Origin of the sequence: Bacillus cereus group sp. MYBK101-2, from assembly GCF_051918845.1 — a bacterium.
Classification (GTDB): Bacteria; Bacillota; Bacilli; order Bacillales; family Bacillaceae_G; genus Bacillus_A; species Bacillus_A paranthracis.
The window spans coordinates 113,675-135,237 of sequence record NZ_JBQAIE010000008.1 but is presented as its reverse complement, the minus strand read 5'-3'; the positions used below and the strand labels follow the sequence as shown (position 1 = coordinate 135,237).

Sequence of the window (21,563 nt, the reverse complement as noted above, 5' to 3'; positions counted from 1 at the left end):
ATAGGAAGGAGGATATAGATGAATGAGTTAAACAAAAGTATTGGAGAAAATATATATGTTAAATTAATTGGTGAAAAAAGGTTTAAAGGTGTATTAATAGACGTAGGAAATGATATCGTTGTTCTTTACAATGGACAAGACTACGTATATATATCTTTATACCATGTACAATATTATAAATTTTTACGACCACATGATGAAGAAATCTCAAAACCAGATGTGGATTCTGTAATTAAGAGAGAGTCACCTTCAATTTCTTTGAGGAAAGTATTAAGTACTTCCAAAGGGATTTTTACGGAAATTTATGTAGCAGGAAATGCTCCAATACATGGGTATGTTACAAGTGTAATGAACGATTATATTGTTTTTTATAGTCCAGTTTATAAAACTGTATATATATCTTTAAAACACTTGAAATGGTTAATTCCGTATAAAGAAAATCAAGTGCCTTACGCCCTCAATAAAAATGAACTCCCCGTGAATCCCTTAAATATTACGTTAGCTCGAACGTTTGAAGAACAACTTATTAAAATGTCTGGCAAAATTATGGTGTTCGATTTAGGTGAGGAATATAATAAAATCGGAAAGATGGCGAAGATTGATGAAGGGCATATTGAAATATTAAAAGCGCGTGATGCGAAAATGTATGTAAATATTCAACATGTAAAATCTGTCCATTGTCCGTAAGTTAATTGAAAGGGCTGGCTTTTTCTTTTATATGCAGAAGAAAAGGTCGAGCCTATTTGTTTAGCTTGATCTGAATATGAGGGGAAAAATGAATTGAATATAAATATGTTAGTATGACTGTTGAAGAGGAAATTTTGTACTAAATTATAAAGAATATGTACGAGCTATCTTTTGATGTATTCAATTTATTTTTTTGAGGGAGAACTGCTTAACTAATATATTAAAGGGGTTTTGTTGGTGGAGCAGTTTCCAAATTCGTTATCGATTACATTACTTGGTAGTGCTGGTGGAGCAGCAAAAGCAGTTTTAGCGATTTTAAATCAAGCGATAGTAAATGAAAAAGACCCGATTTATGAAGTGATAAAGAATGTTACATTTTATTTGGTTGATATAAAACAAAAAGATAGGACGTATTATGACGAGTTGTTTCCAAATTTGGAAGATCAATTGTTTTTATCCGAAATAGATCTCCAAGATGTAGTGACATTTAAAAAACATTTAAAAGAAAGTAGTACGAGCGTTGTGATTGATGTTTCAGGGGCAGATACGATCAGAGTATTAAGCTGTTGTAATGAACTTGGAATTTGTTATATTAATTCAGCTTTGGAAAACGAGGCAGTAGATCAGGACGATAGTTTAATCGGCTTTCAGCTTACGGAAAGATATACGAGATTTGAGAAGGAAAAAGATAAATTTAAAAATACAAAAGCAATTATAGGTTCAGGTATGAATCCAGGGGTTGTTCAATGGATGGTTGTTGAACTTATGAAGGAACGCCCGAATGAAAAGCCAAGAGCATGCTATATAGTAGAACATGATACGTCATTTTTGAATGATACAGCACTGATAAAGCCTCATACACTGTATGCTTCATGGGCAGTAGAGCGATTTCTAGATGAAGCGATATGGAGTTATCCGATGTATATGAGTCATCATCGTCCTCTTTACTTTTATGAAGATGTATATGCTTCAGAGTATAAAGTAAAGTTGGGAGAGAAAGAGTTTTACGGTTGTTTGATGCCGCATGAGGAAGTTTTAATTTTAGGGAAAAACTTTAACATGGAAGTAGGGTTTCTTTACCGAATTAACGAGTATACAACAAATATAATTAGACAGAATTTAGATAAGGTAGAAGATCTATGGAATTGGAATCGTAAAGTATTTAATCCAGCCGAAGAAGAGATTGCGGGCGAGGATCTAGTCGGTGTATTACTCGTTTATGAAAATAGCGAGACCTATATGTATAACGTGATGAATAGCAGTCAAGTTTTTCATAAATATAAAACGAATGCGACATACTTCCAAGTAGGATGTGGCATTTATGCTGGCTTGTGTAGTTTACTGTTCGATAACTTTAAACAAGGTGCCTATTATGTAGAGGAATTATTATTAAATACAGAAAGTAAGTACGGAGAATATTTGAATTTATATATGAATGATTTTGTAGTTGGTGGAAATGACTTTACGGATGGACTGCTACATGATCGAGTAAGGTGGATATAAATTGTGATGAAAAGGAAGGGGAAATCTCCTTCCTTTTCCCGTTATAAGGTTACAGATTGCTCTGAAAGTAATTTCATACTTATAATTTAATGAGATAATATGTAGAGTTTTTGTATTGATCATGAGGAGTAGCAAGGAAGTATTGCGATTCAAAGTAGCGGAGAGCTAGGAATGAAAGTGGAGATTTTTTTACTGATAGTATAATGTGCTAGAAGAAAATATTTTTCAGAAAAGTGTTCTTGTTGTGTAAATATAAACATTTGATAAAATGTTTCAAGAAGGGTTTTTTTTATAAAATACTTCGTTTATAATGGAGGAAAATATCGACATGAGATTTGTTATTCATGTAACGGTTCGGTAGTGTTAGAAAAAGAAGGGGTGCACGCGCATCCTTTTTTCTATGCAGATATTATGAAAGAGGTGGTATGATGGAATTAACATTAAATTCGACTGTATGCTTGCACACAATTCAATTTCGAAAAGAGCAAAAGAATTATATTGTAAAAGATACAATTACAGGAGAAAAATATGAAATGCCGCCACTTTGGATTGATGCATTGGCAATGATGCGTGACGGTTTTTTATTAGGGGAAATTGAGGAGAAATTAAAAGAAGAGTATCCGGAAGAAGAAATAAATATGTTAGCATTTACGAGGCAACTGTTAGAGCTAGAGCTTGTCGGAATGGTCGATGGGGAAGAAATAGCTTGTACAAAGAAGAAAGAGAAAGATTATTTAGCTTGGTTACGTCCTCGCGTTGAGCAATTCTTTCTTAGTTTAAATAAAAGAAATAGAAGCAAAGGTCAATGATGATCTTTGCTTTTTTGTATAGTTTGTTTAAAAAATTACAGCGAATGCTCTTGCGAAAGCACCGTCGCTATTTTTAATTTTTAAAGGTGCCGCTGAGAAAAAGAAACGTTTCGCATTAATGGCATCTAAGTTTGTTAAGTTTTCGATTAAATAAATATTATTCCCAAGTAGTATGTGATGAATTGGCGATGTTTCTGTCGTTACCTCGTCAGGAGAAATGAAATCTAAACCGACAGATTTTACTTTTAATTGAACTAATTCTTCAGCTAATTCTTCGGAAAGATAAAAGGCTTCTTGTTCATACGCTTCTGTATTCCATTTATTAGATAGGTTGGAATGGAAAATGACAATATCACCTTCTTTTATGTCAGCATTGTGTAATACTTCTTTAGGTAGTTTTCGTTCTTGTACATGAGTTACGTCGATAAGAACAGCTTCACCTACAAATTGGTCTAGGGGCAATTGATCAATAGTCGTTGCGCCTGAAATGAAATGAGCAGGAGCATCACAATGTGTACCAACATGAACGACAGAATGAAAATCTGTAACTTGATAACCTGTTTCTTCAACGCTTGTAATGGCTTCTAAATTGATTTTTGGTGTTCCAGGAAATTGAGACATATTTTTTTCAAATGTTTGGGATAGGTCAATTACTTTCACTTTAAATACCTCCAAATATATATTTTGAAATATAAAAAACTCACCTTTCATAATCAAGAAAGATGAGTTTTGCACACAATAGTTACGTTTTATCTTTCAAAATGCAATGCATTTTGCAGGAATTAGCACCTATTCAGTTTGTATAAACTGAGGTTGCTGGGCTTCAAAGGGCCGGTCCCTCTGCCTCTCTTGATAAAGGTATATTCAATTTAAAGTTCGGAATTTTCGTGATAATAAAATTGTAATTCATTTCCTTTTTCTGTGCAACACAAAATAGGTATTCACCCAAATAAAGTTGCTCGCATATTGTAGCTTATGTAAATAGAATGCTGCGAAGGAGTGAGTGCAGTGACAGGAAATGTATTGAATTATTATGCTGGTGGAAATACAGCTAGAGGATTTCATAATTTATATGAAGAGAATTTAAAAGGACTAAACAGATTATTTATTTTAAAGGGTGGACCTGGAACGGGAAAATCTTCTTTAATTAAGGTAATAGGTCGTGAATGGGTTGAAAAGGGATATGATATTGAATTTTTACACTGTTCTTCTGATAATAAATCGGTTGATGGTGTCATTATACCGAAGTTAAAAGTAGGAATTGTTGATGGAACATCACCGCATGTTATTGAGCCAAAAATGCCAGGAGTTGTCGAGGAGTATATTAATTTAGGAATTGCTTGGGATTCAGATAAGTTAAGAAAGCAGAAAGTGGAAATTGAACGATTTGTTTCAGAAGCAAGCAAAGCTTTTCAAGCTGCTTACGCTTGTTTTAACGAGGCATTAGTTATACATGATGAGTGGGAGAAAATATATATTAGTAATATTGATTTTAATAAAGCGAACGAACTAACCGAGCAGCTCATTCGGAAATTATTTACAGATAAAGTTGGGAAACAATCGCTTGTGAAACATCGGTTTTTAGGAGCAGCTACACCGAAAGGAGCAGTTGATTTTGTTCCTAATTTAACAGAAGGATTACCACATCGTTATTTTATAAAAGGACGCCCAGGTTCTGGGAAATCAACAATGCTCAAAAAATTAGCTAAGGCAGCAGAAGAAAAAGGATTTGAAGTTGAAGTATATCATTGTGGGTTTGATCCAAATAGTCTTGATATGGTGATCGTAAGAGAATTAGGGTTTGCGATTTTCGATAGCACTGCACCACATGAATATTTTCCGAGCCGTGAAGGTGATGAAATTATAGATATGTATGCCCTTATTGTAACACCAGGGACGGATGAGAAGTATGCGGAGGAAATTCGTGACGTCTCTATTCAATATAAAGCAAAAATGAATGAGGCGATGTCTTTTTTAGCGAAAGCGAAATCAGTTCGTGATAAATTAGAACGAATTTATATTGCTGCTATGGACTTTTCAAAAGTAGATGCATACAAAGAGGAGATTCAAAAAGAGTTTGAACGAATTGCGGTTAGTGTAACTGAAAAGAACAAGTAAAAAATAACGAATTTTGACAGGCTGTCGGAAATTTTCTGACAGCTATTTTAGTATGTAGTAAACTTAGTAATATATTTGTCGAATTTCCAAGGAAATAATCAAAAAATGGAGAGGGTATGAAATGAGAGAGAAAATTAAGTTGGAGTTAGAACGAATTGAGAAAGACAATGATGTGAAAATTTTATTCGCTGTGGAGTCAGGGAGTCGTGCATGGGGATTTCCATCAAAAGATAGTGATTATGATGTTAGATTCGTTTATATGCACCCGGTAGAATGGTATTTATCCATTCATGATAAACGAGATGTAATTGAGTATCCGATTAGTGATGATTTAGATATAAGTGGATGGGATATTAAAAAAGCGTTACAACTATTTGCAAAGTCAAATCCAGCTTTACTCGAATGGATTCGATCCCCCATTTTTTATTCGAAAAACTCTAATTTTCCAGAACAGCTTCAGCAAATGAGTGAAAAGAACTTTGATCCGAAAGCAACGATATATCATTACTTACATATGGCTTCAAAAAATTATCGTGAATTTTTGCAAGGTGAGAATGTAAAGTTAAAAAAGTACTTTTATGTATTGCGTCCTATTTTGGCTTGTAAGTGGCTAGAGGAGAAAACAACTTTGCCTCCTGTAGAATTCGATCGATTAATTACAGAATTATCATTGGAGCGTAGCGTATTAGATGAAATTGAACAGTTGTTAATAAAGAAAAAGACAGGTACTGAATTAGATGTTGGATTAAAAATTGATGTGTTGAATCAATTTTTAGAAGAACAAATTCATTACTATCAGCAATATGTAAAAGGAATTGAAAAGGGATTAGGGATCGATATTGAGATTTTAAATACATTGTTTCGAGATATGTTGTTTGCGGGATATGAAAAAGAGCACAAGTAAGTTGAACTGCACCCCAATTGTTAGACACAGTCTAACAATTGGGGTGCAGTTTTTCTATGGCTAAATTTACAGCTGATGAAAAAATACAAATCGTTCTACGTTATTTGAACGGAAATGAAAGTTATCGAGAAATGGGTAAATCGATTGGTATAAGTGACACAATTATTTTGAATTGGGTAAACCAATATAAACAGAATGGTATGGAAGCTTTTCTAAAACGATGTACAAATTACACACAACAATTTAAACTAGACGTACTAAACTTTATGATTGAAAACGGTATGTCCTTATTTGAGACGGCAGCTATCTTTAACATTCCTGCCCCTTCAACGATTTCTGTTTGGAAAAAACAGCTCGAAACACAAGGAATTGATGCCCTTCAATCTAAGAAAAAGGGGCGTCCATCCATGAAAAAAGATTCAAATAAACAAGTAAAACAAGCTTTAGCTGAAGGGTCAGTCGAAGCACTTGAAGCACGTATTCAACAGCTTGAAATGGAAAATGAGTACTTAAAAAAGTTGAATGCCTTAGTTCAAAACAAGGAAAAATCACGAAACAAGACAAGGCACAAGTAGTCTATGAATTAAGGCATAAATATTCGGTGAAGGCACTCGTGGAGCTAGCTGGTATTCCACGGAGTACGTATTATGATTTAGTAAAGAAAATGAATCGTCCGGATCAAGGATGGCATTATCAAATGAGACAATACGTCCGTACACTTGAATCAAGGGGGATCGTACAGAGTATGTCTCGAAAAGGAAACTGTTACGACAACGCAGTAATAGAGAATTTCTTTGGGATTATGAAGTCGGAGTTCCTCTACATAAAAGAGTTTGAAAGTGTAGATCATTTTAAAATAGAATTAGAAAAATATATAGATTATTATAATATGAAACGGATTAAGGCAAAATTAAAAATGAGCTCGGTACAATACCGGACTCACTTTTATCAAGTTGCCTAATGAAATAACCGTGTCTAACTTTTAGGGGTCACTTCAAGTTTGTGCTCTTTTTATTTTGTAGGAATAAAGAAAACAGATATAGCCGCGAGAAGACCTGCAAATGAGAATAAGTAAAAATTCCATACTAAGTCATATTGCATTGTCATAATAATACCGACAAGAATAGGGCCAGCAATCGCACCAACTCGGCCAAGTCCAAGTCCCCAGCCTAAGGAAGTAGCTCGGATATGGGATGGGAAGTATTGTGTCACATATGCATTTAATATTTGAGTAATACCGACCGATCCAATTCCAGCAAGACCAATTAAAAGATAAATGATTGTAACAGATGGTTTAATTGTTAATAGTCCAATACATACAGCTGCCAGAAGATAGGAGATGCTAATAACAATTTTGGCTCCTATACGATCTGCGATTGCTCCAGCAAATAATGCACCGATAGCGGCGGTAATATTTAGCATAAGTAGAAATGATAAACTAGATCCAAGAGGATATCCTGCCTGTCGCATCATCTGAGGCAACCAAGTATTTAAACCGTATATTAAAAACATCCCCATTATATAAGTGATCCAAAAAAGCAGCGTTGCTTTTATGTATTCTTTTGAGAATAAAGTAAGAAATCCATTTTTCTTTCGTATATTAGATGGGGGTTGATGAGTTTTCTCTTTTGCATGGAATTCAATTTGAAAACGATTAAGAATTTTATCCACTTCTTCTTGGCGGTTACGTGATAACAAAAATTGAATGGATTCAGGTAAATAACGAATAATGAAAGGAATGAGGAGTAGTGGAATCATTCCGATGCCAAACATAATTCTCCATCCGAAGTCTTCTAACATAAACATGGACAAAATAGCGCCTAACACGATACCTAAAGGATAGCCAGTAAACATAAGAGCGTAAATAAAAGATTGTCGCTTTTTTGGTGAATATTCAACAGTAAGTGCGGAAGCTGTTGGAATAACACCCCCTAATCCGATCCCTCCAATAAATCGCCATATCCCAAATAATTCAGGAGAAGGAGCGATAGCAGCTAGGCCCATTGTAATAGAAAAAAGTGCTAAACAGCATATAAGCGTCCATTTTCGACCGATTAGATCTGTAATGGTTCCAACTAGAATAGCGCCAATAAACATTCCAAACAAAGCATAGCTTGCAATTGTACCAGCATGAGCTGGTGATAGTGCCCAGCTGTTGTCTTCCAGTAGCTTAGGCAGGACGGCCCCGTAAATACCTAAATCATAGCCGTCAGCTAGAATGGCTAGCCAACAAATAAAAACAACAAGTTTTGTAATAGAGTTTGAAAAGATAGTTTTTGTAGGTTCTAAATGAGGTGGAGCTGAAGGTTGCATAGTATTCACCCCTTTTAATTTGTAGATGAGTATATTATTTTATTTGGTGTTAATATTTTCCTTCTTGTATCGGGATTTATATGAAAAGGTTTTATAACAAATAAAGAAGTTCAACAGAAATCCTGTTGAACTTCTTTATTTATTTACTCATTATCAACTCGTTTTAACGGTTGATCTGCCGGACCTTCAATAACATCTCCCTCAATTGAAAAGCGTGAACCGTGGCAAGGACAGTCCCAAGTACAATCTCCATTATTCCATTCAACTTCGCAGCCGAGATGTGTACAAGTTGTATCGACAATATGTAATTTTCCATCTTTGTCCTTATAAGCACCTGCTCGTTTCCCGTTAACATGTACGACAGATCCTTCACCAACTTCGAGGTCTTCTGGTTTACGTAATACAGTTTCAATCTTTCCTTCAATTAAATGTTTCGCAACATCAAGGTTTTGGGAGAGGAACGTTTTTATATCTGGATTTGCATGGAAGCGTGATGGTGCATACAGTTCTTTATATGGACTGTCTACTTTTAGAATGGAATCCTTCAGTAAATGAGCGGCAGCAGTTCCAGTTGTCATTCCCCATTTACGATATCCAGTTGCAACAAATATATTTGGATTGCTCTCGTTAATATGTCCAATATAAGGGAGCTTATCTAGCGTAATTAAATCTTGTGCTGACCATCTATAAGGAACTTCATCTATTCCAAACGTTGCTTCCGCAAAAGAATAAAGTGCTTCGTAATGAAGCATCGTGTTTATTCCTTGTCCTGTTTTATGACTTTCCCCGCCAATTAAAATTAATTTTTCCCCATTGTTTGTTGTGTAACGTAAGGAGCGTTTTGGGTCATCAATACTTAAATACATGCCACCTGGATAATCTGTTTTTGCTTTAATAGCAAGAGCATAAGAGCGTTCTGCGTACATTCGCGTAAAGAAAAAGCTATTCGCATCATAAAAAGGAAAATGTGAACAAGAGACAATATATTCACAAGTGATGCGATGTCCGCCTTTTGTAATGACTTGTGGATAATCACCCTTTTCTACATCAATAGCAGTCGTTTGTTCATAAACTTTTCCGCCCAACTCCACAAACTTTTCTAAAAGTGTTTTCAAATAAAGAAGGGGATGGAATTGTGCTTGATTTTTCATGACAAGTGCAGATTGTACTGGAATTGGAATCGATAGAGATTGAACATAGTCACAAGGTATATTTAATTTTTGATAGGCTTCATATTCTTTCGATAAATTTCTTAATCCATTATCAGTAGTTGTATATAAATATGAATCTTCATTTGAGAAATTACAGTCGATTTTATATGTTTGCACAGTTTCATTAATAAATTGTAGAGCATGATTATTTGCTTCATAGTAAAGCCTGGCTTTTTCCAAACCGAAATGATTTATGAATTCATCATAAATTAAATCATGTTGAGCTGTTACCTTTGCTGTTGTATGCCCAGTCGTCCCGTTTAAAATAAGCCCAGAATCAATTAACACAACATCGATGCCTTCTTTTGCAAGTAAATAGGCAGTAGTAATACCTGTAATACCAGCACCGATAACAGCAACTTTTGTCTTTATATTTTCAGATAAAGGGGGAAAAGTTGGGATTTGGGTAGATTCAATCCAATAAGATGATGGGAATTGTGGAAACGTATCGCTTGTCATTAAGGAAACCTCCTGATTTAGAACAATTTTCCTTTTAATATTTCCATATGATATGAAATTCATGTGTGCTGTTTGAGAGGGAGGCTATTTTTATTTAAAAGAAAGATGAAATTATCTTAATATAATTATTAGGTGTTGTCGGTATGAAGAGATAGGAGTTGTGCAAAACTAGATTTAGATGAGTGTATTTGTTGTTTACACAGAGAGTTCTTGAATAAGATAGAGTCTATAGCATGTTAAAGTACGTATATGCATAATGGATGAAACCTTATAAAATCTATGTTTTTTCTTTAGTGAAATAAAGTATAATTATAAAAATATAACCAACTTTTATTACTAGGTCATAAAAGTTATTGACAATGTGGAAATTCTATTGATATGATTTATCATGTGGAAAGGTTGATAGAGAGTAAAAAGAGAAATGTTTTTCATTGATAATAAAAGCGAAAAATAAGTGACGATAGAGTGAGTATATTTTCCTTATAATAGATGCTTTTTAATCACCTAGTAAAATCAATCTGGAAGCAAGAATTGATATATGTAAGTTGCGCAAGGCGCGGCATAAGAAAGGGGCAAAAGGATGAAGGAGCTTCATACGTTTGGGTGGTATGCAGCACGTGTATCACCACATTTGCCGAAAAAAGCATTTAAACCAGTTCCTACTCGTTTATTTGGTGGACTGGCTTATTTACTTGTGGCATTGGCGGGGTTAATATCGATTGGTGTATTTGAATTGAATGTGTGGGCTAATCTAGGAATAGCGATCGTTCTTGGATTATGTTTTGCTTCACTTGGGTTTTTAGGGCATGAAATTTTACATGGAACTGTTGTAAGAAAGGCATGGCTTCGTGATTTCTTAGGAGCGATTGCATTTATGCCATTATCAACAGGTCCTAAACTTTGGCGAAAGTGGCATAATGCAACGCATCACGTTCATACACAACATGAAGAGAATGATCCAGATGCATGGCCTACACTTGAGAAGCTTAAAAAGAGTAAGTTTTTGAGCTGGGTATATCGCATGCCTCTTCATGTACGTTCATTCTTTAGTTTTCTGTCACTAACAATTCAATTTACATTGCATTCGACTCGAATGTTCTTTCATTTTATAAAAGAGTTTAAGTCATCCAATCAAAAATCTGTATGGCTTCAACTTCTTTTGCCTTGGACTGTTTGGATTAGTTTATTGTTTATTATGGGACCTGGAAAATGGTTATTTGCATATGTGATTCCATTGTTAATTGCTAACTTTATTGTAATGGCATATATCGCAACAAATCACCGCTTAAATCCAATTGTTCCAGTAAATGATCCGTTAGCAAACTGTTTATCAGTAACAGTGCCGCGTTGGGTAGACGTTTTACATTTCAATTTCTCATATCATACAGAACATCATTTGTTCCCTGCTATGAGCTCTAAATACTACCCGTTAGTAAAAGAGAAAATTAAAGAAATGTGGCCGGAACGCTATCATGAGATGCCGATGACAAAAGCTTTGGCAGCGCTATGGAATACACCACGTGTGTATTATCAAGGAAGTGAATTAGTGGATCCGCATAGAGAGCATTTCTATGGTTCTTTAGGAAATGGGCTAGATCCTCATAATATTTCATATCGTGAGGAACATATAGAGGAAGAAGAGAGTATTAAAAAAGTAAATCAGTAAATATATATACATTTTGAAAAAAGCAAGCTACTGAAAAGTAGCTTGCTTTTTGTTATTTTGTAGCTTGATATACTTTTTGCATGTAGTAGTAACTTTTCTTGAGTCGTGATGTGTATTCGACGACATCACCCCATTTTGAATAGTTATACATAGCATATTCGCCATCTTGTGCAATTGTAATGTTTTCAGCTCCAATTTGAACTGTAAATCCAATTGCGTTAATAATTTGTTTCGTAGTTAAACCATCTATTTCTTCGTTTGCATAAATATCACCAATAAATTCTTTTATGTTTGGTGCTTTTGCATTTAATACCATCCAAGGAATTCGAAGTTCAATGGTTTCTTTTGCAGGAGTAGAAAAATCTGCAAGTGAGTTGTAATCAGCACTAGTCGGATTACTATTTCCCATAGTTAATGCTCCGACATTAAATTTTTCAAATGGCAATTGCTCCTGAGTAAGTGGTAATGTAATTGGCAAACTTAATGCTGTATAAATAGGGGAGAATTGTCCGCTATTTTTTTCAGGTTTTGTATAAGGAACTAGATTTCGTTGGAAACCAAATTCATAAGAGAATACATCATAGTAAGAATCAACAAGTACTTGATTAGATTGTCCACCGTGCAGATCAATTTTAAAATCAGCGCCTTCTTTCATAGAAAGGCCGTTAAATTCTTTATTTCCTTGTTCAGGTAATATGTTTACTCCAATTGTAATAGGTTCCTCTTCAAGAGGCCTAGCTTTTGGACGATCAATGGATAAGTATAAATAGGACTCATCGTGTGTTACGAAAGTCGTGTAACCATTCTTATCTCCAATTTTTGTTTTTGTTTTCCAATCACTCGTATCACCATCGACATTAATAGTATGGGATTCAAATGATAGTAAACCGAAATGTTGTTCAGGAACTTGTACGTTGTTCCAATGTGGTCGTTCTTCCGTATTATCATATTTAGTTGTATTCCAAGAGAATTTAAACCATTCATCTTGCCAAATGAATACAATACCGCCGGCCAATTTCGCCTGAATAATATCTTCGAAGAGCTCTGCATTACGTTTCCCTTGTTCATCTTCATTCATATGCCCTTGGTCTTTTCCATGTATATTTTTATGAGAAATACCTCGGGATCCTGGGATACCAAATTCCGAAATAACAACAGGCATTTCATGTGAATCATGCAAGTCTTTTAAATAAGCAGCGTAACTATTGGATTGCCCTCGATGGTCTTTGAAATTTGCTTTATCTGGATCGAAATTTAAGAAGTCAGGGTAATAAGGATACACGTGATAAGAGGCAAACGCCCCGCTTGGGTAATTCTTATTAGCAAAGATATGATTTGGATTTATAGATACAGCATCTTCACCGATGAACGGTTCAGCAGGGTGATCTAGTAAATCTGTTGTAACCCAGTTGGAAAAAGCGATAGGCTGAGCGGTCTCATATTTGCTAATAGAATATTGAGCGATATGATTCATTCCTTCAGCTAGCCAAATTTCAAATGGACTGGCGTTCTTCGCTTCGAAATATTTCCCCTTAAATGAAGTTTTATCAGCATGTTTTTTATTTGTTTCGATGACCATGTCAGGATCCCACTCAATCCCCAGAATCCAACCAGCTAAATATTGTGACACATCATAATTATATTCACCGTAAGCATGTCCTTTTTTAGCAGCGATTGTTGTATTACCATGAATTACATCGGCTGTTCTTTCAATATTTTTAAAGAGTTCATTTTTTGATTTGTAAGCATCTTTTGTTTCTAACAGTTGTTCTTCTTCAACCCATACACCATGGAAGAAATATAAAGGTTGTTTTGCTTGTTGGTTAAATTCAAATAAAGCCTCGTAAAAAGCAGGAGGGTGAATGGTATAAATACGAATCGTATTTGCACCCATTTCGCTAATTTGTTTCAACCATTTTTTATATTCTGCTTTTGTAATTGCAGCATCACCTGGAAATGCCCCTGGTTTTGCCATACCTAGGTTCACACCTTTAATTGTCCAATCTTCCCATTTGCCCCCTGTATAATGCTGAAGGGTTTGCTTATTTCGCTCTGCTTTAAAACCATATGAAATATTATCTGCAGTGCTTTTTAGGAGCGTTGGTTGCAATCGGTGTTTTGTTGCATCTATCCCGAAAATAATTGCTAAAATAATTAGGATAAAGGCAATTCTTCGTAGCCACCAAAAACGTTCTGAAGATTGGTTTTCAAGAGATTTACGTTTCATTTTCCCCCAACCTTTAATTCGGAAAAGACTTTGAAACAGTCCTAAAAATCGGTACCAAACAGTCAGTGGACGATACCATAATGATTCAGTTAACGACCAGAGAAGTAAGAGTGTGAAATCTTTAATACTATTTTGCTTTTTCATACTCCATTCTTCTAATAAAACAACTCCTACGGATAGGAATGATCCGTAGAGTACGGTAGCAGCTAACAGTAAAAATACATATTCTGTGAAAATTTCATCGAATAGTAAATGATATAGTAGTAGTAAATAGCCAAGTATTTCAATAATAGGACCGAGCCATTCTAGTAATAAATAAAAAGGCATTGCAATCATACCGAAAGCTTTATATTTTGGACGGAATAAAATATCCTTATGGCGCCATAAAGTTTCACCTAAACCACGGTGCCAACGACTCCGTTGTTTGCGGAAGGTTGTTAAATCATCGGGAGCCTGTGTCCAACAAATTGCGTTTGGATTATAAATGATTTTCTTCTCTTCTCCATCTTGTAAAGCTTTTTTATGGAGGTGAACGACAAGTTCCATATCTTCTCCGACAGTTTTTCGTTGATACCCTCCAACACGAATAACTTCTCCTTTATCGAAAATACCAAATGCGCCAGAAATGATAGGAAGAATATTATACTTGCTCCATGCTAAGCGACCAAATAAGAATCCACGCAAATACTCGATAATTTGCATGAGCGCAAGAGGTTGTTTTGGAAGACGATTTTCAATCATTTGTCCATTTTGTATGTAAGAACCGTTCACAATTCGAACACTCCCGCCAGTTACCATAACTTTTTCTGGAGATTCATAAATTGGTTTCATAGCTTTCATAAGTGCATCACGTTCTAAGAGAGAATCAGCATCTAATGAACAAACGTACGGATAGTTGGAAATATTGATACCTGCATTTAATGCATCTGCTTTGCCGCCGTTTTCTTTATCGACAACGATAATTTGTTTATTAACAGATGAGCGATATATTTTTCGAATAGTCTCTGTTTCCAATTGTAATCTAACCACGTTCTGAATTTCGTATAGCTGGAAATGATCTTTTAATTGCTCTAATGTATCATCGCTTGATCCATCGTTTACGACGATTACCTCAAACTCAGGGTATTCTAAAGTTAAAAGTGATTGGACACTTGATACGATAGTGACTCCTTCGTTATAGGCAGGAACAATAATAGAGACAGGTCGAGTAATACCAGACTGTAAATAATGAAGTAATTCCCTATTTTCATCACGTTCCCGTTTTTTTCTTAAGGTGAATGCAGAAATAAGAAATATAGCTGTATAGAATAAGATAGCAACACCCATGTATAGTAAGAAGAGCCATTGTGAAATTTTTAAAAATATATCAAGATAATGCATATGTTGTCACATCCTTTCGTGCTAAAGCCTCTAATGCACTTTCACGTGCGAAACGATCAGGGTGATGTAAGGCAATTTCAATATACTTTTCTTGCCAGTTTGAATAATATTGAATTGCATGTTGGACTTCACGACGTACCCACCAAGATTGATGCCCTGCTTGTTCTACTAAATAAGGGAAGTATCCTTCATCTTTAAAGGGGGTTATTACACGAATAAGCATGAGGTGAATTTGCCAACTGTCCTTTTTAAATAAATGTTCAATGTGCTCTTTTGTTTCTGTTTTCGGCATTAACTTTGAAATAGCATGTAACGAGCGAATAATAATTTCCTCATCTTCATTCATTAAGTTTTGAATGAGGAAAAGATAGCAGCTATTCTCTTCACGTGTACCAATTGCATTTAAAATTTCATATTGAAATTGTTTAGGCAATGTATAAAAAAATTCAACCCAGACAGAAAAATTTTCAGTTTGAGAAATACTTAAAGCAATCATAGTGTTGGGAATAGCGTCATGGACTCTTGTAGCAAGTAAAATTGCTTGCCTTGTGTTTAATGTACTTAATGTAGTAAATGCTTGATGCTGGATAGATCCAGATGTTTGAGTGCAGATATCTTTTACCTCATTTTCAAACTTTTTTATTTTGAAGAAAGAAATAATATCTAATATATTTTGTTTTTCTATATGAGTGCCGTGAACTAATTTTTCTTTATAATGGGGAAACAAATAGACTTGTAATAAATGATGAATGCGCTGTTTTTCATCAATCCCGGATACGAGCTGTGTAGCTTTAATGCAGAGAGATTCTAGTGCGTGAATATCTGCTGTATGTTCAATTTTGAAATCATGGCATTTATTATGCATGATAAATTCATATAGAAATTTTCTATTTTCTTCTTTCCATTTATGATTTTTTCTTTTGAAATTTCTACTACGTAATTTTAGTGAAATTAAATATATATACGCTATAAGAATAGCAACTATTAAAAAGATAACTATGGATTGTACAATTGTAACTATAATCAATAGCCTTCATTCCTTCCTTCTAATAAGTGCGCCAAACGAACCTTAAATTCTAAAGGTGAAAACGGCTTTTCAATAAAATCATCAGCACCGGCTTTAAATGCTTCCTCCAGGTGGTGGGCTGTTGATTTAGTAGAGGTCATAAAAATTCGGAAATGTCGACTAGGCAACAATCTCTTTAATCGATTAATAAGTTCTAAACCATCCATTTGTGGCATCATCCAATCCACAATTAGTATGAAGAATGGAAACTGTTCATAGATTTTTTCTGTGAAAAAGTGCTTTCCGCTAGTGAAATGATATACGTTTAGTAAAGTTGTGTATTCAGTTTTTATAAATTTTGTTAATAAGTCGTCAGCGGTTACTACTAATAGTGGAGGGGTTTGGCGAGATACTGACATATATTTTTGTAATCTCTTCTGGATTGTTTCAAAAGGTAATTTTGTATGTAACACCTCTTGTACTACGTGATGCATAATTTGTTCATCATCTACGTTCTCATAAAAATAAATGATAGGCTGTTGTATGAAATAAGAAGGGATAGTTTCTTTATATACAACAACACAATCAGCATTATTTATGTTGTCGAAAATTTGAATGGAGGCATTTTGAAGTACCTCAGGGATAGTACCAATTATATAAATTTTAAGTAATTGATCATCCTGTTTAAAGGAAAGCATCATTTCTGTGATATGCTCGACTACATCGTAGACAGAGCTAGAATCTTTTAACGTTGTAGATAATTGTTGTAAATCCTTTTGTAATTGATAGAATCCTAATGTTTCAGCCAGGCTAATTAAGTTGTTTATGTAGCTTGTAAGTTGCTGAAGATTATAAATTTGATATTTTTGTTTCAGCCAATCTTTATAAATTAAATCCAGCATATTGACCTCCTTATACTATTTAAGACGTCTAGATGTGCATATCCATCTTTACTATATTATGGATAATTTTATGATGTGTAAAGAGGGAGACTGTAGAAATATAATGAATTTCTTATACATAGAAAAATATTATTGGAGTAAAAAGTATGGAGAAGAAACAAAAACAGGTTAAGGAAATAGTCCTTAACCTGTTAGTTTGTTCAAAGAGAAATTTCTTTTGTTTTCTTTTTGGCAGTCTGTATAGAGTTTGTTTCTTTTCGCTGTAATCGTTTTTCTAAAAGATTAACAAGGTAAGTGAATAGGAGAACAAGCACGAGATAATATAAACCAACGATTATGTATGTTTCTAATTGTTGGAAGTTACCTGCAGCAATAGATAAACCTGATCCCCATAATTCGGACATTCCTACGTAAGCAACAAGTGAAGAATCTTTTAATCCAATAATGAATTGATTTCCTAAAGGAGGAAGAGATTGACGAAATGCTTGCGGTAATACAATACGTCGCATTGCTAAAGAATACGGCATCCCTAGAGAGCGAGCAGCTTCCATTTGTCCACGATCGACAGATTGGATAGAACCGCGGAAAATTTCAGTAATATATGCACCGTTATGGATTGCTAAAGCAATGGCTCCTGCCCAAAAAGGAGTAAAAACAACAACGGATGTAATCCCAAAATAGAGAATGGCGATTTGAACAATTAAAGGTGTACCACGAATAATGGCGATATATACGTGAGCAATACTATTTAAAACTTTATTGTTAGAGATTCGAAAGAAAGCGAATAGTAATCCAATTAGTGAACCGAGTAATAGGGATGTTAGTGTTAATTGTAATGTGACAATAGTAGCTTTTAAGAGTGTGGGATAAGTAGACATAAAAATTTCAAACATATGTGTCACCTCATATTGTATGGATTTTGGTAGGGAATGAAATACCCCACTGATTAGTATCTCGCACCAATTGGGAGTTTTACTGCCCATAAATAGCGGGATAAAAAGTGGGGCGTAATGGATGAAACTTTTGAATAACTAGTTTACTTCGTTTTTTCCTCCTCACCAAGAATATTACGACCAAACCATTTTTTACTAATCTTTTCATACGTACCATCTTTAATAATTTCATCTAAAGCTTTATTTACTTTCTCAACCATTTCTTTATCATCTTTACGAATAGCAATTCCCATTTCATCAAGATTTAATGGTTTTCCAGCTTCTTTTATATTTGATTTACCTTCTTTGATCATTCTTAAACCAACCATTTGATCAGTGATTACCGCATCAATACGTCCAGGCTCTAAATCCATAAGTGCAGTAATATCGCTATCGTATTCTGTAATTTGATCTGTATGTTTTGCAACAAGGTTTTTAAAGGTACTAGCTTTTACAACACCAACTTTCTTACCTTTCAAATCCTCTGGAGAAGAGATAGATGCATTCTTTTTAGCCACAAAAATTTGGGCACCAGAACGGTAATAAGGGTTGGAGAAATTAACAGCTTTTAAGCGTTCTTCTGTAATGGCCATACTGCCCAGTATTACATCATACTTTTTCGCTTTGAGACCTTGGATTAGCGTTTCCCATGGATTTGTAATAGGAGTAGGTTTCATGTTCATTTTTTTGGCAAGTGCCTCACCTATTTCTACATCAAAACCGACAAGCTTTCCGTCATTTTCTTTATAGTTAAAAGGCTTATATAAGCCACTCATCGCATAACGAAATTCTTTTTCACCATTTGAAGAAGTAGTAGAGCTTTCCTTACTACATGCTCCTAGTATGAAAGATGTACATAATGTAATACTCGCAACAATGGTTAATAGTTTTCTTTTCATAAAACCCCTCCTATATATTGATCATACGGATGGCTTTAAGTATGTTATTGAAATATTGTATTTAGATGATTAGTTGTGCACCGTATGAATGTATTTCTTTTCGTTTGAAACAGAAGTTACACTATAAAACGTTGCGTAAAAATTGTTTTGCTCGTTCGTGGGATGGAGCTGAAAAGAATTGTGCTGGCGGAGCATCTTCTACAATTTTTCCGTCATCCATAAAAATGACGCGATCAGCTACATCTCTTGCGAAATTCATTTCATGAGTAACAATAACCATAGTCATTCCTTCTTCAGCAAGTTCTTTCATAACTTGCAATACTTCTCCAACAAGTTCAGGGTCTAAGGCTGAAGTAGGTTCATCAAATAGCATAATTTTAGGATTCATAGCAAGAGCTCGTGCAATAGCAATGCGTTGTTTTTGACCACCTGACAGGAGGTGGGGCGTTACATCCGCTTTGTCTTGTAAGCCGACTTTTTGCAGGAGCTGATTTCCGATTTCCTTTGCATTTGCTGTTTCTAATTTTTTCACATGAATAGGTGCTTCTATGATGTTTTCTAATGAGGTCATATGGGGAAAGAGGTTAAAGTGTTGAAAAACCATACCGACATTTTCACGGACTTTGTTTAAATTGGAGTGCTTGGGATCGATTTGTTCACCTTGTAAGTGAATTTCACCTTCATCGTACATTTCTAAAAAGTTAAGACAGCGAAGTAATGTACTTTTACCGGAACCACTGGCACCAATTAAAACGACAACTTCTTTTTCTTGTACTTCTAAATCAATTCCTTTTAAAACTTCAAGTGAGCCAAATGATTTTACTAGATTTCGAACCTGAATCATACAAAACCCCCAGTCAAAAATAAATTTTACAAATGTTGCCCCTTATTTCTGTTATTAGTCACAAATTGTCAGAATCCTTTATTTTTTTAGTGGATTTGATATTCAAGGAAATAATAATTTTTTTAAATCCCTATATCCTTCTATAATGAAAATATGGATAATAATATATAGGTAGTACTTATATTACTTATAAAAAGGGGGAAAGAAGAGATGGAAAAAGAAAGGAAGGCATTTTCCTTTGGCTTACGTACACAACTTATGCTATTCACTACAGTTTTAGCTTTAATTACATATTCAACAAGTATATTTTTTATTTATGTGATATATGATTATTTTCAAAGTTATGTAAGTCAAACTGCATATAATATTATCGTTATGTTATTAGGGGTAGTATGGTCTGGAATTTTAGCATATGGAGCAGCGGTATTTTTAATTAAACCGCTTCGAAAGTTAGAGGAGGCGGCGAGAAAAGCAGCTGAAGGAGATATTCGTGAAGATGTTCCATTACCAAAGACTGATGATGAAATTAAATCTTTAAGTGTTGCATTTAATATGATGCTAGGGAACTTAAGGGGCATGGTAAAAAATATTGATACAACATTTTCGTATACAAATAATCAAGTACAGCAAATTAGAAAACAAACAGGCGAAGCAACGAAACAAGCACAAGGTGTTTCTGAAACACTTGCAGAGATTTCTTCTGGAGCTGAGCAATCAGCGGCGTCCATTCAGGCAATTGTTTCTGCTGTTGATACCACAACTTCTATTGCAAGTGAAGTAGAAGAGAAAGCGAAACAGTCTGATGAGTTGTCTTCAGAAATGGTTCAAGCTTTAGGGCATAGTACGCGTGTCTTTACGTCTTTAATTCAAGGTATTCAAACATTGGCGAAAGAAAATGAAGATTCAATGCAAAATGTACAGAAGTTAGAGGAAAGAATGAAACAAGTAGAACATATTGTATCTGTTGTGAGTGAGATTGCTAGCCAAACGAATTTATTAGCACTTAATGCTTCTATTGAGGCTGCTCGTGCTGGAGAGCATGGACGGGGCTTTGCCGTTGTAGCTGAAGAAGTACGTAAACTTGCAGATGAAAGTGACCATTCTGCAAGAAATATATCGCAGTTATTACGAAATATGCAAGAGGAAGTGCAACAAGTTGCAACGAAAATGACAGAACAAGTGAAAATAGCTAAAGAAGAGGCGAAACGTGGGGAAGCTACCGAATTAATTTTAAAAGAAATGTCATCAAGTGTTATGGAAGTAGCGGATGCAACGAAGCAAATTAGTAGCTATATGAATGAACAAGTGAGTCACATTCATCAAACAGGTGCACAGACGAAGGCTGTAGCAGCAATTGCTGAGGAAACATCAGCTGGTTCACAAGAAGTGGCGCGTGTGACGTTGCAACAATCTAAAAATATGGTAGTAATTGATCAATTATTAAAGGATTTAGAGCAACAAGCAGAGAACTTGAAACAAACAATTGAACGATTTTCAATGTAAAAAGGAAGAACAGCATTTTGTTCTTCCTTTTTCGTATTTATTTAACCTACCTAAGTATTAAATAAATTAGTGTGTGTAACGTGCGTGGACAAGAGCCGTTGAGGAATGAGATTTGCCTTTGCGAGAAATAAATAAAGCATAAGAATGAAGAAACTACATAGAGTTCAATGAAAACAGTTGCAAACTATTCATATTTTGTT

At 34.7% G+C, this 21,563-nt stretch carries 16 protein-coding genes, 1 pseudogene and 1 riboswitch; of the genes and pseudogenes, 8 read left to right on the top strand and 9 right to left on the bottom strand.

Annotated features, from left to right (window positions below; all coding sequences use genetic code 11):
* Positions 1-18: 18 nt before the first annotated feature.
* From ACTFSI_RS16990 to ACTFSI_RS16980, 3 genes are all read left to right on the top strand, one after another.
* Positions 19-687 carry a hypothetical protein gene (locus ACTFSI_RS16990; protein ID WP_001004273.1) on the top strand — a complete coding sequence of 223 codons (669 nt, stop codon included), beginning with the start codon at positions 19-21 and terminating at the stop codon, positions 685-687.
* A 237-nt stretch (positions 688-924) separates the two neighbouring features.
* Positions 925-2,190 (top strand): hypothetical protein, encoded by a 1,266-nt coding sequence (locus ACTFSI_RS16985; protein WP_000434741.1) that lies wholly within the window; start codon positions 925-927, stop codon positions 2,188-2,190.
* 428 nt (positions 2,191-2,618) lie between these two features.
* Entirely contained in the window at positions 2,619-2,999 is a 381-nt protein-coding gene (locus tag ACTFSI_RS16980) for a hypothetical protein (protein ID WP_000424113.1), read from the top strand.
* 27 nt (positions 3,000-3,026) lie between these two features.
* On the opposite strand, the gene ACTFSI_RS16975 is transcribed toward ACTFSI_RS16980, so the two are convergent.
* A complete protein-coding gene (locus ACTFSI_RS16975; protein WP_000862957.1) occupies positions 3,027-3,659 on the bottom strand; it encodes a cyclase family protein in 633 nt (210 codons plus the stop codon).
* Positions 3,660-3,745: 86 nt separating this feature from the next.
* Positions 3,746-3,858: riboswitch (SAM riboswitch) on the bottom strand.
* 149 nt (positions 3,859-4,007) lie between these two features.
* Between ACTFSI_RS16975 and ACTFSI_RS16970 the strand changes: the two genes are divergently transcribed.
* From ACTFSI_RS16970 to ACTFSI_RS16960, 3 genes and pseudogenes are all read left to right on the top strand, one after another.
* Positions 4,008-5,117 (top strand): PRK06851 family protein, encoded by a 1,110-nt coding sequence (locus tag ACTFSI_RS16970; RefSeq protein WP_044790828.1) that lies wholly within the window; start codon positions 4,008-4,010, stop codon positions 5,115-5,117.
* Between the two features lie 121 nt (positions 5,118-5,238).
* Positions 5,239-6,021 (top strand): nucleotidyltransferase domain-containing protein, encoded by a 783-nt coding sequence (locus tag ACTFSI_RS16965; RefSeq protein ID WP_138322530.1) that lies wholly within the window; start codon positions 5,239-5,241, stop codon positions 6,019-6,021.
* Between the two features lie 56 nt (positions 6,022-6,077).
* Positions 6,078-6,982: pseudogene (locus ACTFSI_RS16960) on the top strand (helix-turn-helix domain-containing protein).
* A 50-nt stretch (positions 6,983-7,032) separates the two neighbouring features.
* Here ACTFSI_RS16960 and ACTFSI_RS16955 read toward each other — a convergent pair.
* Together ACTFSI_RS16955 and ACTFSI_RS16950 are read right to left on the bottom strand one after the other, a co-directional pair.
* Complete coding sequence (locus tag ACTFSI_RS16955) at positions 7,033-8,334, bottom strand: MFS transporter (protein WP_001183073.1); 1,302 nt, start codon at positions 8,332-8,334, stop codon at positions 7,033-7,035.
* Between the two features lie 143 nt (positions 8,335-8,477).
* Complete coding sequence (locus ACTFSI_RS16950) at positions 8,478-10,004, bottom strand: FAD-dependent oxidoreductase (RefSeq protein ID WP_000199950.1); 1,527 nt, start codon at positions 10,002-10,004, stop codon at positions 8,478-8,480.
* A gap of 580 nt (positions 10,005-10,584) precedes the next feature.
* Here ACTFSI_RS16950 and ACTFSI_RS16945 point away from each other — a divergent pair.
* On the top strand, positions 10,585-11,670 hold the full coding sequence (locus ACTFSI_RS16945) for a fatty acid desaturase family protein (RefSeq protein ID WP_000661225.1): 1,086 nt from the start codon (positions 10,585-10,587) through the stop codon (positions 11,668-11,670).
* Between the two features lie 52 nt (positions 11,671-11,722).
* Here the strand turns inward: ACTFSI_RS16945 and ACTFSI_RS16940 are convergent, their stop codons facing one another.
* The 6 genes from ACTFSI_RS16940 to ACTFSI_RS16915 all read right to left on the bottom strand — a co-directional run bounded on the left by ACTFSI_RS16940 (position 11,723) and on the right by ACTFSI_RS16915 (position 19,860).
* On the bottom strand, positions 11,723-15,277 hold the full coding sequence (locus ACTFSI_RS16940; RefSeq protein WP_139896014.1) for a glycosyltransferase family 2 protein: 3,555 nt from the start codon (positions 15,275-15,277) through the stop codon (positions 11,723-11,725).
* On the bottom strand, positions 15,264-16,304 hold the full coding sequence (locus tag ACTFSI_RS16935) for a HEAT repeat domain-containing protein (protein ID WP_000587809.1): 1,041 nt from the start codon (positions 16,302-16,304) through the stop codon (positions 15,264-15,266). The genes ACTFSI_RS16940 and ACTFSI_RS16935 overlap by 14 nt, the downstream gene beginning before the upstream one ends.
* On the bottom strand, positions 16,301-17,185 hold the full coding sequence (locus tag ACTFSI_RS16930; RefSeq protein ID WP_014481563.1) for a response regulator: 885 nt from the start codon (positions 17,183-17,185) through the stop codon (positions 16,301-16,303). Before ACTFSI_RS16930 ends, ACTFSI_RS16935 begins: the two co-directional genes overlap by 4 nt.
* 200 nt (positions 17,186-17,385) lie before the next feature.
* A complete protein-coding gene (locus ACTFSI_RS16925) occupies positions 17,386-18,078 on the bottom strand; it encodes an amino acid ABC transporter permease (RefSeq protein WP_138322528.1) in 693 nt (230 codons plus the stop codon).
* Between the two features lie 143 nt (positions 18,079-18,221).
* Entirely contained in the window at positions 18,222-19,016 is a 795-nt protein-coding gene (locus ACTFSI_RS16920) for an ABC transporter substrate-binding protein (protein ID WP_000823758.1), read from the bottom strand.
* 121 nt (positions 19,017-19,137) lie between these two features.
* Positions 19,138-19,860, bottom strand: coding sequence for an amino acid ABC transporter ATP-binding protein (locus ACTFSI_RS16915; protein ID WP_000616947.1), 723 nt, complete (start codon positions 19,858-19,860; stop codon positions 19,138-19,140).
* 210 nt (positions 19,861-20,070) lie between these two features.
* Here ACTFSI_RS16915 and ACTFSI_RS16910 point away from each other — a divergent pair, with 210 nt between their 5' ends.
* Entirely contained in the window at positions 20,071-21,363 is a 1,293-nt protein-coding gene (locus ACTFSI_RS16910; protein WP_138322527.1) for a methyl-accepting chemotaxis protein, read from the top strand.
* The last annotated feature ends 200 nt before the right edge of the window (positions 21,364-21,563 follow it).